Genomic DNA, 13,700 nt, shown 5'->3' with positions numbered 1-13,700 from the left:
CCCTTGTCGAATTCGCACGTGGCTGGTGCACCCGAATCGCCACTCACGACCGGCTACCGCCCAGGCTGGTCTTCTTCGGCGCCCAACAGGAGCAGTCCGCGCCGCAGCAGGTCGGCCGCCTCTTCGACGCGTCCTTGGTCGCGAAGCAGTTGTCCGGCCTTGTCCACCGAAGCGGCCAGGACGCCGCGAGCGTCGCGAAGGGCCGCGACGTCGATGGCGTGAGCGAAGCCCGCTTCGGCCGCTTCGAGGTCTCCGCGCGCCAGAGCTAGCGAGCCCTGCTGGAACGTGAGTGACGCGGAGTGCGGCGAGTCCGGCGGGATGGCTTCGGCGGCTTCGGTGAGTAGCGCGGCGACGTCGTCGAGGCGCCCGAGTTCGCGGCTGACGTCGGCGAGTTCCAGGGTGACGGCGTGGTCGGGGACCGCAGCCCGAGACGCGCGAAGGTCCGTGAGAGCGCCTTCGGGGTCGTCGGCCCGCCGGACCATCGCCCGCGCGAAGAGGCAGCGTGCCAGCACCGGCCGCAAGGCGCGTTCGTGGAGCAGGTCGTGCAGGACCGACACGGCGGCGACGGCGTCGGCCACCCGGCCTTCGGCGAGGTAGAACTCGGCCAGCCGGTGCTGGTTCCGGGTGAGCTCGGCCAGGATCTCCTCGCTGCCGCGCGCCAGCCGCAGTGCCTCGCTCGCGTGATGCGCGGCCGGGAGGGTCTCACCGAGGTGGAGGTGTCCCTCGGCGAGGAAGGCGTGCAGCGTCAGCAGGAGCACGGGATGCGGATGGCCGGCGAGGCTCGCGTCGAGCGACGTCCGGAGCAGGTGCATCGCGTGGTGCGGCTCGCCCCAGCCGATCAGCACACTCGCCCGCAGCGCGACGGCCAGGTCGCGGTACGGCGGGATGTCGCCGCCGAGCGCGGCTTCGGCGGCCGCCACCAGCCGCGGCCGGGTGTCGCCGGGGGTGTTCCGCGCGAGCCACAGCCAGGCGAGCCCGGCCTGGCGGGTCCGCCCGATCTGCTCCGCCGCGCGCGCCAGCCGTCGCATCTTCGGCGCCGAGCCCCGGCCCGCGAGGAAGTCCAGCGCGGTCGTCGCGATGTCCAGGTCGAGCCGGACGGCGTCGCGTGGCGAATCCACGCCGAGCAGTTCGCCGGCGTCCAGCCCGAGACGTGCGGCGAAGTGGCGCAACGCGTCACCGGACGGGGTCCGCGCGCCCGTTTCGACGGACGAAACGTAGGCGGCGGTGTAGTGCGGCTCGGCGAGTTCGCGCTGGGTGAGGCCGCGTTCGGCGCGCAGCCGCCGCAGTCGTCCGCCGACCTCCTCGCCCATATTCCAGAACGATACGGGCGAGCGCGCCGGAAGGTTGTGCACGCGGTCTTACAACTTCTCCGGCCTCCGGTCCGTATCTACCCTTGTGACCCGAAAACGTCTGACCGTGCGGTGGGCCTCGGCCCTGGTCGTGTGCGCGCTGGCGGTGGCCGGCTGCGAAGCGCACTCGATCGCTCCTCCCGCCGCGACGCCGGTGCCGGTCACCCTCCCCTCCGTGGCGCTCTCGGCGCCGTCGTCCTCGCCGGTACCGCGTCCGATGAAGGCACCCCCGGCCGCCGAGATCACGTTCCCGCAGGCGGGGTCGGGCCAGTGGCTCTTCCCCACCGGCGAAGGCCCGGTCGTCGGTCAGGCGGGGCGCCTGCTGCGCTACCGCATCGCGATCGAAGGTGACATCGGCGGCGTCACCCCGGCCGCATTCGCCACCGCCGTCGAGGCCACGCTCGGCGATGTCCGCGGCTGGACCGGCGGCGGGAAATGGCGGCTGCAGCGGGTCGGCCCGGAAGGCCGGTACGACTTCACGATCTACCTGGCGACACCGACGACGCGCGACATGCTGTGCGGCAGGCCGGACGGCTACACCTCGTGCCGCAACGGGAACAGCGTCGTCCTCAACGTCGCGCGCTGGGCGAACGGCGTCCCGGGTTACGGCGCGTCGCTGGAGGTCTATCGCCAGTACATGATCACGCACGAGGTCGGGCACCGGCTCGGACGCGGACACGAGCGGTGCCCCTCGCCGGGCGCCCTCGCGCCGGTGATGCAGCAGCAGACACTCGGCCTGCACGACTGCCTGCCGAACCCGTGGCCCTATCCGGACGGGAGCCAGCACTCGGGACCTTCGGGGGAGTACGACGATCCGATCCCGCGCGCCGACAGCCATTAGTCCTCTACTTGCGGTTGCAACCGCAAGTAGAGGACTAATGGCGGGACGTCTAGCGGCCCTGGAGCGACTTCACGTTCTTCCCGAACGTCCAGTTCCGCGAACCGTCCCAGTTGATCGACCAGGTCATCAGGCCCTTCAGTGACGGAATGCTGCGCCACGCCTGGGAAACCAGGCTCGGCGACATGTAGCCGCCACCGGCACCGGCCTGCGCGGGCAGTCCCGGAGCCTGCTTGTCGAAGGGAACGCGGATCGTCTGGCCCTGGATCACCAGGCCCTTGTCGAGGCAGTTGGTCTGCGCGACGAAGCCCTGCACCGTCCCGGCCTGGTAGGAATCGCCGGAGCAGCCGTACATGCTTCCGTTGTAGTACTGCATGTTCAGCCACCACAGGCGGCCGTTGTCCGCGTACTTCTTGATGATCGGCAGGTACGCGCCCCAGATCGAGCCGTAGACGACGCTGCCGCCGGTGACGTACGCGGTCTCCGGCGCCATGGTGAGCCCGAAGTTCGGCGGCATCGCGGCGAGCACGCCGTCGATGATGCGGATGAGGTTCTTCTGCGACGCCGAAAGCGTGGCGATGTTCCCGCTGCCGACGAGACCGGTTTCGATGTCGATGTCGATCCCGTCGAAGTTGTACTTCTTCAGGATCGGCACGATGGTCGCGATGAACTTGTCGGCGACGGTGGCGGAGTTCAGGTCGATCCCCGCGGTGGCGCCGCCGATGGACATCAGGATCGTGGCGCCATCGTCCTTGGCGGCGCACATTTCGGACGGCGTCGCGACCTTCACAGTCGCGTCCATGCCGTCCTCCCATTTTGCCGTTCCGTCGGACAGGATGACCGGAAAGGCGGCGTTGATCACGTTGTACCCGTTGGCTTTGATCCGCGCGTCGGTGATCGGGATCCAGCCCATCGGCGGGTGGACGCCGTTCGACGCGCCGTCCCAGTTCTCCCAGTAGCCCTGCAGGACCTTGCCCGCGGGTTTCGACTTGACGGCGCAGGTCTCGGCGTCCACCGCGGCCTGGGCCGGGGTCAGCACGGCCAGCGAGGTGACGGCGAGTACCGCCGTGCCGGCGATTGCGAGCAGGCGTGAAACGCGACCGAACATACCCGGCTCCCATCTCGAAAGAGGTTGTGCGTGAACAGGAAGCGGCCGTTCGGCTCAACATAGGTCGCGTCACCCCGCTGCCGCTACCGACGATCGGGTGGTCTAGACCAGATATCGAAGAGTTGTCCGAAAATGTTCATCGTGGAACGCAAAAGGGCCATCTCACGAGAGCGGGTGCTCCCGTGAGATGGCCCTCCGTGACCGGGGTCAGACGGTGATCGACCAGCTGTCCAGGGTGCCGGTGTCCTGGGCGTAGGCGTCGTAGAGCACGAGTGTCCAGGTACCGGCGGCGGCTTCACCGGTGACCGGGACGGAGTAGTTCCTGGTGCCGAGGTTCGTGCACGGCAGGGAACCGGTCTGCTTGACCGAGTACGTGCTGCCGTCCGGTGCCCGCAGGCTGATCCGGAGATCCTCGGAGCAGGTGTGCGTCCCGGTGACGGTGACCTTCACCGGCGTGACGGCCGAACCCGTCGCGCTGGAGGAGATCGGGCTGTTGACCGTCGCGTAGTCGTTGAGCGCGAAGTCGGTGCCGTTGCTGAACGTGCGCACACTGACGGTACCGACGGTCAGTGTGTACTGCGCCGTGCGGTCGACGGAAGTGCCGTCACCGGTCACCGTGATCGTGCTCGTACCGTTGGGCGTGCTCGCCGACGTCGCGATGGTGAGCGTCGAGGAGGCGCCGGACTGTACCGAAGCCGGGTTGAAGGTCGCGGTCGCGCCCGCAGGGAGACCGCTGGCGCTCAGCGAAACCGCCTGTGCCGCACCGGAAGTCGTCGCGGTGTTGACCGTGACGGTCGCAGACTGTCCCGGTTGGACGGTGCCGGAGGCCGGGGAGAGGCCGAGCGAGAAGTCGGGACCCGTCGGTGTGGTGACGGCGAGCTTCCAGAGCGCGTAGGCGATCGCGTCGCTGTTCTTCTCCAGCGGGGTGTCCGGGATGTTGGACAGCGTGTCGCAGGCGCGGTGGTAGCAGCTGTCGAACGGCGCACCGGCGGTGCCGCCCCACTTCGTCCGCTGTGCGGCGCTCTTCGTGTACCCCGCACCGGTCGCGAGACCACCGACCGGGATGCCCGCGCTCTTGAACGACGCGTGGTCCGAACGGCCGTCACCCTCCGAGTCGCCCTCGGTCTGGATGCCGATCGAAGTGAAGTACTCGTCGAACATCGCCTTGACCGAAGCGACGTCGTCATAGACGAAGTAGCCCCAGTTGTCGGAGCCGATCATGTCGAAGTTCAGGTAGGTCTTGATCTTCGTGCGCTCGGCGGCGGGCAGGTTGTTGACGTAGTACTTGGATCCGCGCAGGCCCGACTCCTCGTCGGCCCACCAGCCGAAGCGGACGCGCTTGGCCAGCGTCGGGTTCTCCCGCGCCAGGGTCAGCGCGACTTCGAGGATCGAGGCGGAGCCCGAACCGTTGTCGTTGATGCCGGGGCCGGCCGCGACGCTGTCGAGGTGCGCGCCGAGCATGATCACCTGGTTGGCGTCACCCTGCGGCCATTCGGCGATCACGTTCTGGTTCTGGCCCGCGCAGGTCGTGCACGTCTGCAGGGTCACGTTGTACCCGGCGTCGCGCAGCTTCTGCGCCACATAGGACACCGACGCCGGATAGCCCGGCCTTCCGGAGGCGCGGTTGCCGCCGTTCTGGTTGGCGATCGTCTGCAACGCGCTCAGGTGCGACTTGACGTTGGCGAGCGAGATGTCCGGCGCGGCCAGGATGGTCTCGGCCGTCACCGCTTGCGCGGGCGCCGTCACGACGCCCAGCACGGCGGCCATGCCCGCGACAGCCGCTCCTATTCGCTTTCCCCACTTCATGCTTGGGGGTTCCTTCCTGATAGTGGTCCGTGAAGGCCTCCTTGAGGGACTCAGAGTCCCTCAAGGAGGCCTTCACGGACCGTGGGTGGGGAGGGCTAGACGGTGATGGTCCAGCTGTCGAGCGTGCCGGTGTCCTGGGCGTAGGCGTCGTAGAGCACGAGCGTCCACGTTCCGGAAGCGGCTTCATTGGTCACGTTCACGGAGTAGTTCCGGGTGCCGAGCTGGGTGCAGGGCAGGGAACCGGTCTGCTTCACCGAATACGTGCTGCCGTCGGGGGCCCGCAGGCTGATCCGCAGGTCCTCGGAGCAGGTGTGCGTTCCGGTGAGGGAGACCTTCACCGGCGACGTCGCCGTACCGGTCGCGGTCGAGGTGACCGGGCTGTTGACCGTGGCGTAGTCGTTGAGGGCGAAATCGGTGCCGTTGGTGAACGTCCTGACCCCGCTCCCGGTGCCGACGGTCAGGGTGTACTGCGCCGTATGCGTTCCGCTGGCGGCGGTGCCGGTCACCGTGATGGTGCTGGTGCCGTCAGGGGTGCTCGCCGACGTCGCGATGGTGAGCGTCGAGGAGGCACCGGACTGCACCGACTCCGGGTTGAACGTCGCGGTCGCGCCGGAGGGCAGGCCGGCGGCGGTGAGCGCCACCGACTGTGCCGAACCGTTGGTGGTCGCGGTGTTCACCGTGACGGTCGCCGACTGGCCCGCGGTGACGGTGCCGGACGCCGGGGTGACGCCGACCGAGAAGTCGTTGCCCTGCGGGGTGCACGAGGTCGGTTCACCGGTCGCCGCGGTGACGCTGACCGCGTCCCACGACGCCTTCGTGGTGTTGAACTCGGTGCAGGAACCCGGGTACAGCGCGAGCGCCGCTTCCAAGGTGGCCTTGCGGGCCGCCTTGTGGTTCCAGCCGGAGGTCTTCTTCAGCAGGCCGTTGTAGAAGATCTTCGCGGCCTTCTGGATGCCGATGCCGGTGACGGTGCTGCTGTTGCAGGTCGGGCTGGCCGGCTTGCCCACCGGCGCGGAACCCTCGGCCAGCAGGTAGAACCAGTGGTTCTGCGGACCCGCGGCCGCGTGCACCTCGGTGCTCGGGATGGAGGAGCTGTAGCAGTTGGGGTGCCCGGAGACCCGGTTCGGCTGGTTCATGTAGCGGATCGGGCCCTGGCCGACCAGGTTCACGCCCTCGCCGACGTCGTAGTCCGGCCGGTCCTTGGCGTTGTTGGCGTAGTGCTCGGTGACGGCGCCGAAGATGTCACCGGTGGACTCGTTGAGGCCGCCGTTCTCGTTGCCGCTGCCCGCGCCGCCCGGCGTGGTCTGGAAGATGGCGTGGCCGTACTCGTGCGCGACGACGTCCATCGGGGTGACCTGACGCTGGCTGTCCGAGGAGCGGCCGAAGGTGGTCGACGAGCCGTTCCAGTAGGCGTTGGCCTGGTTCAGGCCGACGTAGGCGGGGAAGCCGCCGCCGTTGCCGTTGATGCCGTTGCGGCCGAGCCACTCGGACAGCATCTTCCACTGGGTCTGCACGCCGAAGAGCGTGTCGACACAAGCGGTTTCGAGGTCGGTGCCGGAGCCGTTGCCCCAGTTGTCGTCCGGCCCGGTGAAGGGCGAGCCGCCCTGGCGTGCACAGCTGAGGTTGCTGCGCTGCGGGTCGCGGGTGGAGTAGGTGCCGCCGGAGTTCGTCGTGTCGATGGTGACGTTGCCGACGTAGTAGCTGTTCCCGGTGCCCAGGACGCCGACCTCGCCCGACGTGGTCTGCGCGGGCGCGGGGGTGGCCGCTTGCTTGACGTCGTCACGGGTCTGCAGAACGGCGCCGGTGGCCCCGTCCACGAACACGTGCAGGTTGCTCGGCGACGTCGCCTTGGTGCCGGCGACGACGACCTCGTAGGCGAGCTTGGGAGAGTTCCCCGCCAGCACCACGAGTTTCGGTGTACTGACGCTGTCTACTTTGGACAGATGACCGCGGGCGATCTCACTCGCCTTCGCCGCGGTGACCTTGGCCGAAGTGCCGACCGAGATGGCCGCGGTCTCCGCCGCGCTGGTGCCGCGAACACGCCCGGCGCCGTCGGCGACCACCACCGCGTCGCCGCCGATCACCGGCAGGCCACGGTAGGTTCGTTCGTAGGCGGCGTAGAAGAGTCCTCCGCCGCCCGGGGTCAGCCCGACGCGGTGGAAGCCTTCGTCGGCCCCCTTGCGCAGGTGGTCCACCCCGGCTGCGGCGGCCCGGTCGGCCGCACTCGCGGCCACCGAGTCGGGGCTCGCGGGTTGGATCGTCGCGGTGTTCGCGCTCGCCGGGGTCACCGGGAGCGCGAAGGTCAGGGCAAGGCCGGCGATGGCCGCCAACCCTGTTCTGAGCCCTTGCTGAACGGTCATGGGAACCTTCCATTGGGCAGGACCGTGAACCCGGACGGCCAGCGGCGCGGCGGGGAATTCGACCGGGGCGGGGAGCACGGCGGGGACGGGGAGCGTGTCCATTCGGATAACTGCAGTTATCCCGATGGACACGTCCGAGTAAAGGAGCCGGTCACAGGGGCGTCAATGGGCCGGATGGCCTAGCGGCCCGACGGGTGATCAACATGCAGGGAATAAAATCCCTGTGTAGTAAGGATTTTCCCGCCAGGTGCGATATATGGCGACTTTCGTATGGTTTTCATCCGAGCGGCCCGGAATCGGACATAGCGGCAGCGCGAACGCCCCGCCGATAGGCCTGGACGGCCTCGGCGAGCAAGCCGCGACTGCGCAAGGTGTCGCCCAGGTGCAAGGAAGTCGCCACGAGCGCGCCGCGCAACTCGGCGCGCTCCTGGGCGTCGGCGGCTTCTTCGAGCAGGCCGGTCGCGCCGGGCAGATCGCCCTTCGCCCGCGCGATGAGCCCGAGCAGGCGCAGCACTTCGGCCCTGGCCTCGATGTCGGGGGATCGATCCAGCAGCGGGCGGATGCCCTCGGCGAGTGCGACGGCCTCGTCGAACGCGCCTTGGCGACGGCGGACGTCGGCGAGTTCGATGGTCGCGCCCAGCACGCCTTCCCGCGAACCCGCCTCGGCCAGGAGATCGCGGGCGAGCAGCAGTTCGGCGTGTGCGTCGTCGAGCCTGCCCATCCGCCGCCACAGGAAGCCGCGCGCCCAGCGACTCCGGGCGGCATCGCGGTCGTACCCGATGGAGGTGAACAACCGCAGCGCCCGCGAGAGGTCCTTTTCGGCGCGCTCGGTCAGGCCGATCGCCTGCCACAGCTGAGCGGCCTGTCGGTGGTAGCGCGCGGCGATGTCCTTGCGGTGCGCCGAAGCGAGGGTGCGCCGCCCTTCCTCGGCGGCGCGCCGGGCGCGGCGGAGGGCGCCCATTTCGATGAGCGGGTGGATCAGCGCGGTCAGCAGGGCCAGTTCGGCGTCGGGGTCGACGGGGCCGGCGGCGCGAAGTTCGGCGAGCGCGGTTTCGACCAGCGCGACCGACGCGCCCAGGTCACCCGAAAGTGCGCGGCAGGCGGCCATCCGGTTGACGATCATCCCGTACAGCCGGGGAGACGCGGCTTCGGAGAGTTCGAGCGCGTGCGCGAATCCCTGGGCCGCCAGCGGGATGTCGTAGCGCTGCCACTGGACCTCGCCGAGGTAGAACCGCGCGTGGCACTCGATCTCCGGCAACCGGTACTCGAAAGCCCGCCCTTCCACCCGCGTGAACTCGCGCTCGGCGGACTCGAGGCCGCCCTGCTGCAACTCGCGATACGCGGTCTCGAGCGCGTCGGTGAGTTCGGCGGCGGCGCCCGGCGGCCTGCCGAAGCGGAGTTCGTCCGCGGTCAGCCCGAGACGGCGCGCCAGATGGGCCAGCACGTCACCGGAGGGCACGCGGCTGCCGGACTCCACTTTGGCGAGGAAGCCGCGGTCGTACCGGGGCTCGGCGAGCTCACGCTGAGTCAGCCCGCGCGCCCTGCGCAACCGCCGGATCCGCGCGCCGAGTGGTTCGGCCTCGGTTCGCAGGGTCGGCAGGGACGGCACTGCCACACGGTAGACGATTTCCCGGCGGGTATCCGGGTTCAGCCGGACAGGTGAGCGAGCAGCGCGTCGAATCCGCTCGCCGGGACGACGAGAACCGGTCTGACCTCGGCCGGGAGTTCGCGCTGCTTGGTGTCGCGGATGCCGACGAGATCGCCGTCGGTGCCGATCTCGACGCAGGCGTTTTCCTCCCAGTGGGTGTAGCTCGACTTGTGCCAGCCGGTCATCCGCTCGTGCCAGTTCGTCATCGCCTGCCCCGTTCGCTGCTTCGAAGTAGTGGGATACCCGCTAACCGTTGCTCGAACCCTGTGGGTTTCCGACCGGCAAGAACACTCCCCGGATGGGGGGAAACGGACATATTGACGGGGGATGTCCCGCGCGCTAGCGTCCTGCGTAATAAAAAGGAAACTTTCTTAACTAATTCTTCCACTCCTTCATGAGCGGGGCGCCGATGATGGTGAGTTCCTGGTCCCGGGCGGTGGCCGCGGTTTCGGCACTGGTCCTCGGGGGTTTGACGGTTCCGGCGGTTTCGGCCGCGGCCGCGGTACAAGGTGAGGTCCGGGTCGACCAAGTCGGCTACGGGATCACCGAAACCAAGTACGCCTACCTGCTTTCCAGCGCGCCGGGGTCGTTCTCGGTCGTCGACGAACGCGGCTGGACCGTCCATCGTGGACGGACCGGGCAGTCGCTCGGCGCGTGGAACGCGAAGTACCCGGCGGTGTACCAGCTCGACCTGTCCAGGGTCCGGCTGCCGGGCAAGTACCGGATCGAGGTCAACGGCGAGACGAAGGCGACCTCGCCGACGTTCCGGGTGGACACTCAGCGGCGGTTGTTCACCCCGCTCGTCCGTGCCACCAACGAGTTCTTCCAGGCGCAGCGCGACGGTGACGACATCATCCCCGGCCGTCTCGACCGCAAACCCTCGCACCTGGCGGACAAGCAGGCCACGATCTACGACTGGCCGGTGTTCGTCGGCGAGGGCGGCGACGAGATCGCCGAACCGCTGAAGCCGGTCGGTGGCCCGATCGACGTCGAAGGCGGCTGGGTCGACGCGGGCGACTTCGTCAAGTTCACCTCGAACACGGCGTACTCGCTGGCGGAAATGGGTTACGTGCTCCGCGAGGGCCACGACCCCGTGCTCGCCAAGGAGGTCACGCTCGGCCTCGACTGGCTCGACAAGATGTGGGACCAGAAGAGCAAGACGCTCTACGCCCAGGTCGGAATCGGTACGGGCAGCGACAAGTTCGGTTTCCTCGGCGATCACGACGTCTGGCGGAACCCGCACGACGACGACCCGCTCGACGTGAAACCGGGTGACCCCAAGTACTTCGTCAAGCACCGCCCCGTCTTCCCGGCCAACCCCGGCGGTTCGGCGCTCAGCCCGAACCTCGCCGGCCGCGTGGCCGCCGCTTTCGCGCTCGGCGCGCAGGTGGAGGCGAAGCGGAACCCGGCGCTGGCCCGCAAGTACCTCGCCGAGGCGGCCTCGGTCTTCGCTCAGGCCAAGACCACGAACGTCGGTGAACTCGTCACCGCCTTCCCGCACGCGTACTACCCGGAATCGTCCTGGCGGGACGACATGGAACTGGGCGCGACGCAGCTGGCACTGGCGGGCAAGGCGTTGCGGGATCCGCGATCCGCGGAGTGGACACGGCAGGCGACGCACTGGGCGAAGGCCTACATCGACCTGGAGGAGAAGAGCACGCTCAACCTGTACGACACCAGCGCGCTGGCGCACGCCGAACTGGCGAAGCTCCTGCGTCACGGTGTCCCGGGTGCCGCGCTCGGCCCGAAGGAGCTGATCGGAGACCTCCGCCGTCAGCTCGACGAGGGTGTCGCGAACGCCGCCAAGAGTCCTTTCCGGACGGCCGTCTCCGTCACCGACTTCGACGCCGCCAGCAAGAGCTTCGGGTTCGCCGCGACCGAGCGGCTGTACGAGGACCTGACCGGCGACCGCCGGTACGCCGCGTTCGGTTCGCAGCAGCGGAACTTCACCCTCGGCGCCAACGCCTGGGGTATCTCGCTGGTCGTCGGCGTCGGCACCACGTCCCCGCGCTGCCCGCACCACCAGGCGGCGAACCTCGCCGGTGAGCAGAAGGTGCTCTACGGCGCCGTCGTGAATGGACCGAACGGGGCGGAGCACTTCGCCGACCTGCCGTTCCCGGCCGGGGCGAAGGAGTGCACGAAGCCTTACGACGCCTTCGACACGACCGAGTCCCGCTACACCGACGACCTCGCGTCGTGGCCCAGCAACGAGCCCGCCATCGACTTCACATCGACGGCCATGCTCGCGTTCTCACTGGCCGGCCGGTCCTGAGTGTGGACGTGGGGCCCGCGGATCGTCGCGGGCCCCACGTTCGCGTAGCCGACAACTCCTGTTCGCGGCGATGCTGCCGCTCCGGACGGTGACGACGTCGTAGTCTTGGCGGGGTGAGTGAGACAAGCGAATTCCCCGACGGCCAGTACCCGGAACGTCCGATCGAGCGCCACAAGGGCCCGGTCGTGCTGCGGCGGGATCGCCGTGACCAGGGCAGCACCACCGACCAGCGCCTGCTGGACTCACGGGGGCCGAGTGACTGGGTGCATACCGACCCGTGGCGGGTACTGCGGATTCAGGCGGAGTTCGTCGAGGGCTTCGGCGCGCTGGCCGAGGTGCCGCGCGCGGTGACCGTGTTCGGCTCCGCGCGGACCAAACGGGACCACCCGGAATACGAACTCGGCCGCAAGATCGGCGCCGCGCTCGCGAACGCCGGGTTCGCGGTGATGACCGGCGGCGGGCCGGGCGCGATGGAGGCGGTGAACCGCGGCGCGAACGAGGCGGGCGGGTTCTCCGTGGGCCTCGGCATCGAGCTGCCGTTCGAGCAGGGCCTGAACCCGTGGGTCGACCTCGGCGTCAACTTCCGCTACTTCTTCGCCCGCAAGACCATGTTCATCAAGTACTCGCAGGCCTTCATCTGCCTGCCCGGTGGCTTCGGCACGCTCGACGAACTGTTCGAGGCGCTCACCCTGGTGCAGACGAAGAAGGTCACGAAGTTCCCGGTCGTGCTGTTCGGCACCGAGTACTGGGGCGGTCTGTACGACTGGATCGCCAAGACGCTGGTCGCCGAGGGCAAGATCGGCGAGAAGGACCTCGGCCTGCTGCACGTCACCGACGACATCGACGACGCCGTGCAGGTCGTGCAGGACTCCTACCAGGCATGGGAGGACACCCACTGATGGCGGCTCCGCGCAGGGTGTGCGTCTTCTGCGGCTCGTCGATGGGCTTCGACTCGCGCTACGCGGAGGAGGCTCGTGCGCTGGGCACGTTGCTGGCCTCGCGGGGGATCGGGCTGGTCTACGGCGGCGCTTCGGTCGGCACGATGGGCGTCATCGCGGACGCCGCGCTGGCCGCGGGCGGCGAGGTGATCGGCGTGATCCCGGAGGCGCTGGGCAGCGTCGAGATCGCGCACGCCGGACTGACCGAACTGCACGTCGTCGCCGACATGCACCAGCGTAAGGCGAAGATGGCCGCGCTTTCGGACGGTTTCCTCACGCTGCCCGGTGGCGCCGGGACGCTGGAGGAACTGTTCGAGGTCTGGACGTGGGCGCAGCTCGGGCTGCACGAGAAGCCGATCGGGCTGGTCGACGTCGGCGGGTACTACGCGCCGCTGCTGAAGTTCGCCGACCACATGGTGTCGGAAGGCTTCCTGTCGGCGGGGTACCGGGACATGCTCTCGATCGACTCGGACGCTTCGGCGCTTCTGGACGCTTTCGCGGACTACGTACCGCCGCCGCGCCCGAAGTGGGCCAAGTGAGGTAGCGGGCAGGTACTTGCGCGCGAACTCATGCTATGAGCGGCCCGTTACTTGCAAAATTTGCAAGTAACGAGTCGTTCATAGCATCGCTGGGGGGCTCGGCAGGCGACGCGGGGGAGCGGGGGACCTTTGCTCTCGCTTTGGCGTCAGGCAGCGCTCTGATCAGGGCGTTTGTGGTACGAGTCGACGTACTCCTGCCCCGAAAGCTCCAGGATCGTGTACATGATCTCGTCGGTCACCGAACGCCGGATCGCCGGTGACGAGTCCTGCCCCTCGTACCGCGAGAAGTCCAAAGGCGTGCCGTAGGTGACCGTGATCTTCGTCCGTCGCGGGATCCGTTTTCCGGGCGGCTGCAGGTTCTCGGTGCCGGAAAGCGCGACGGGGACGACCTTCGCGCCGGTCGCCAGTGCCAGCGCCGCGACGCCGGTGTGGCCGCGGTGCAGCCGCCCGTCCAGCGAGCGGGTGCCTTCGGGGTAGATCGCGAACGCGCCGCCGGCGTCGAGCACCTTCCGCGCCGCTTCCAGCGCGGCGAGCCCGGCTTGGGCGTTGCCGCGTTCGACGGGGACGTAGCCGAGGCCGCCTAGGAATCCGGCCATCATTTTGCCCCTGAGCCCGCGTCCGGTGAAGTACTCCGCCTTGCCCAGGAACTTGACCTGCCGGGTCGTGGTGAAAGTGATCACGCCGGTGTCCAAGGCCGCCCGGTGGTTGGGTGCCAGGAGCACCGGCCCCGTGGCGGGGACGTTCTCGGCGCCGCGGATCTCGGGGCGGTAAAGCGCCCTGACCAGCGGACCCAACACGTAGCGGACGAGTAGCGGTAGCAAGGTTCCTCCATCGACGGGGTG

General features: G+C 68.9%; 11 protein-coding genes. 4 read left to right on the top strand and 7 right to left on the bottom strand.

The window, feature by feature from the left end:
- Positions 1 to 53: 53 nt before the first annotated feature.
- The gene (locus ACLJRL_RS12435; protein ID WP_410656282.1) at positions 54 to 1,310 is read right to left on the bottom strand and encodes a helix-turn-helix domain-containing protein; all 1,257 of its coding nucleotides are present in this window, start codon (positions 1,308 to 1,310) and stop codon (positions 54 to 56) included.
- A 106-nt stretch (positions 1,311 to 1,416) separates the two neighbouring features.
- Between ACLJRL_RS12435 and ACLJRL_RS12430 the strand changes: the two genes are divergently transcribed.
- Positions 1,417 to 2,190, top strand: coding sequence for a DUF3152 domain-containing protein (locus tag ACLJRL_RS12430; RefSeq protein ID WP_410656281.1), 774 nt, complete (start codon positions 1,417 to 1,419; stop codon positions 2,188 to 2,190).
- Between the two features lie 49 nt (positions 2,191 to 2,239).
- Here the strand turns inward: ACLJRL_RS12430 and ACLJRL_RS12425 are convergent, their stop codons facing one another.
- From ACLJRL_RS12425 to ACLJRL_RS12405, 5 genes are all read right to left on the bottom strand, one after another.
- Positions 2,240 to 3,295, bottom strand: coding sequence for a chitinase (locus ACLJRL_RS12425; RefSeq protein ID WP_410656280.1), 1,056 nt, complete (start codon positions 3,293 to 3,295; stop codon positions 2,240 to 2,242).
- Positions 3,296 to 3,502: 207 nt separating this feature from the next.
- Positions 3,503 to 5,101, bottom strand: a complete 1,599-nt coding sequence (locus ACLJRL_RS12420) for a M20/M25/M40 family metallo-hydrolase (RefSeq protein ID WP_410656279.1) — start codon at positions 5,099 to 5,101, stop codon at positions 3,503 to 3,505.
- A 95-nt stretch (positions 5,102 to 5,196) separates the two neighbouring features.
- Positions 5,197 to 7,461 (bottom strand): M4 family metallopeptidase, encoded by a 2,265-nt coding sequence (locus tag ACLJRL_RS12415; RefSeq protein WP_410656901.1) that lies wholly within the window; start codon positions 7,459 to 7,461, stop codon positions 5,197 to 5,199.
- Between the two features lie 277 nt (positions 7,462 to 7,738).
- Complete coding sequence (locus tag ACLJRL_RS12410; RefSeq protein ID WP_410656278.1) at positions 7,739 to 9,070, bottom strand: helix-turn-helix domain-containing protein; 1,332 nt, start codon at positions 9,068 to 9,070, stop codon at positions 7,739 to 7,741.
- 38 nt (positions 9,071 to 9,108) lie between these two features.
- Positions 9,109 to 9,315, bottom strand: coding sequence for a DUF397 domain-containing protein (locus ACLJRL_RS12405; RefSeq protein WP_410656277.1), 207 nt, complete (start codon positions 9,313 to 9,315; stop codon positions 9,109 to 9,111).
- A 203-nt stretch (positions 9,316 to 9,518) separates the two neighbouring features.
- Here ACLJRL_RS12405 and ACLJRL_RS12400 point away from each other — a divergent pair, with 203 nt between their 5' ends.
- The 3 genes from ACLJRL_RS12400 to ACLJRL_RS12390 all read left to right on the top strand — a co-directional run bounded on the left by ACLJRL_RS12400 (position 9,519) and on the right by ACLJRL_RS12390 (position 12,858).
- Positions 9,519 to 11,381, top strand: coding sequence for a glycoside hydrolase family 9 protein (locus ACLJRL_RS12400; protein WP_410656900.1), 1,863 nt, complete (start codon positions 9,519 to 9,521; stop codon positions 11,379 to 11,381).
- 113 nt (positions 11,382 to 11,494) lie between these two features.
- A complete protein-coding gene (locus ACLJRL_RS12395; protein ID WP_410656276.1) occupies positions 11,495 to 12,280 on the top strand; it encodes a TIGR00730 family Rossman fold protein in 786 nt (261 codons plus the stop codon).
- Complete coding sequence (locus ACLJRL_RS12390) at positions 12,280 to 12,858, top strand: TIGR00730 family Rossman fold protein (protein ID WP_410656275.1); 579 nt, start codon at positions 12,280 to 12,282, stop codon at positions 12,856 to 12,858. Before ACLJRL_RS12395 ends, ACLJRL_RS12390 begins: the two co-directional genes overlap by 1 nt.
- Before the next feature lie 146 nt (positions 12,859 to 13,004).
- On the opposite strand, the gene ACLJRL_RS12385 is transcribed toward ACLJRL_RS12390, so the two are convergent.
- Positions 13,005 to 13,679, bottom strand: a complete 675-nt coding sequence (locus ACLJRL_RS12385) for a lysophospholipid acyltransferase family protein (RefSeq protein WP_410656274.1) — start codon at positions 13,677 to 13,679, stop codon at positions 13,005 to 13,007.
- Positions 13,680 to 13,700: the final 21 nt, after the last annotated feature.

The sequence above is a fragment of the Amycolatopsis sp. lyj-112 genome (assembly GCF_046549055.1).
Lineage (GTDB): Bacteria > Actinomycetota > Actinomycetes > Mycobacteriales > Pseudonocardiaceae > Amycolatopsis.
The sequence above is the reverse complement of the archived record's forward strand: the minus strand, read 5'-3'. Positions and strand labels throughout refer to the sequence as shown.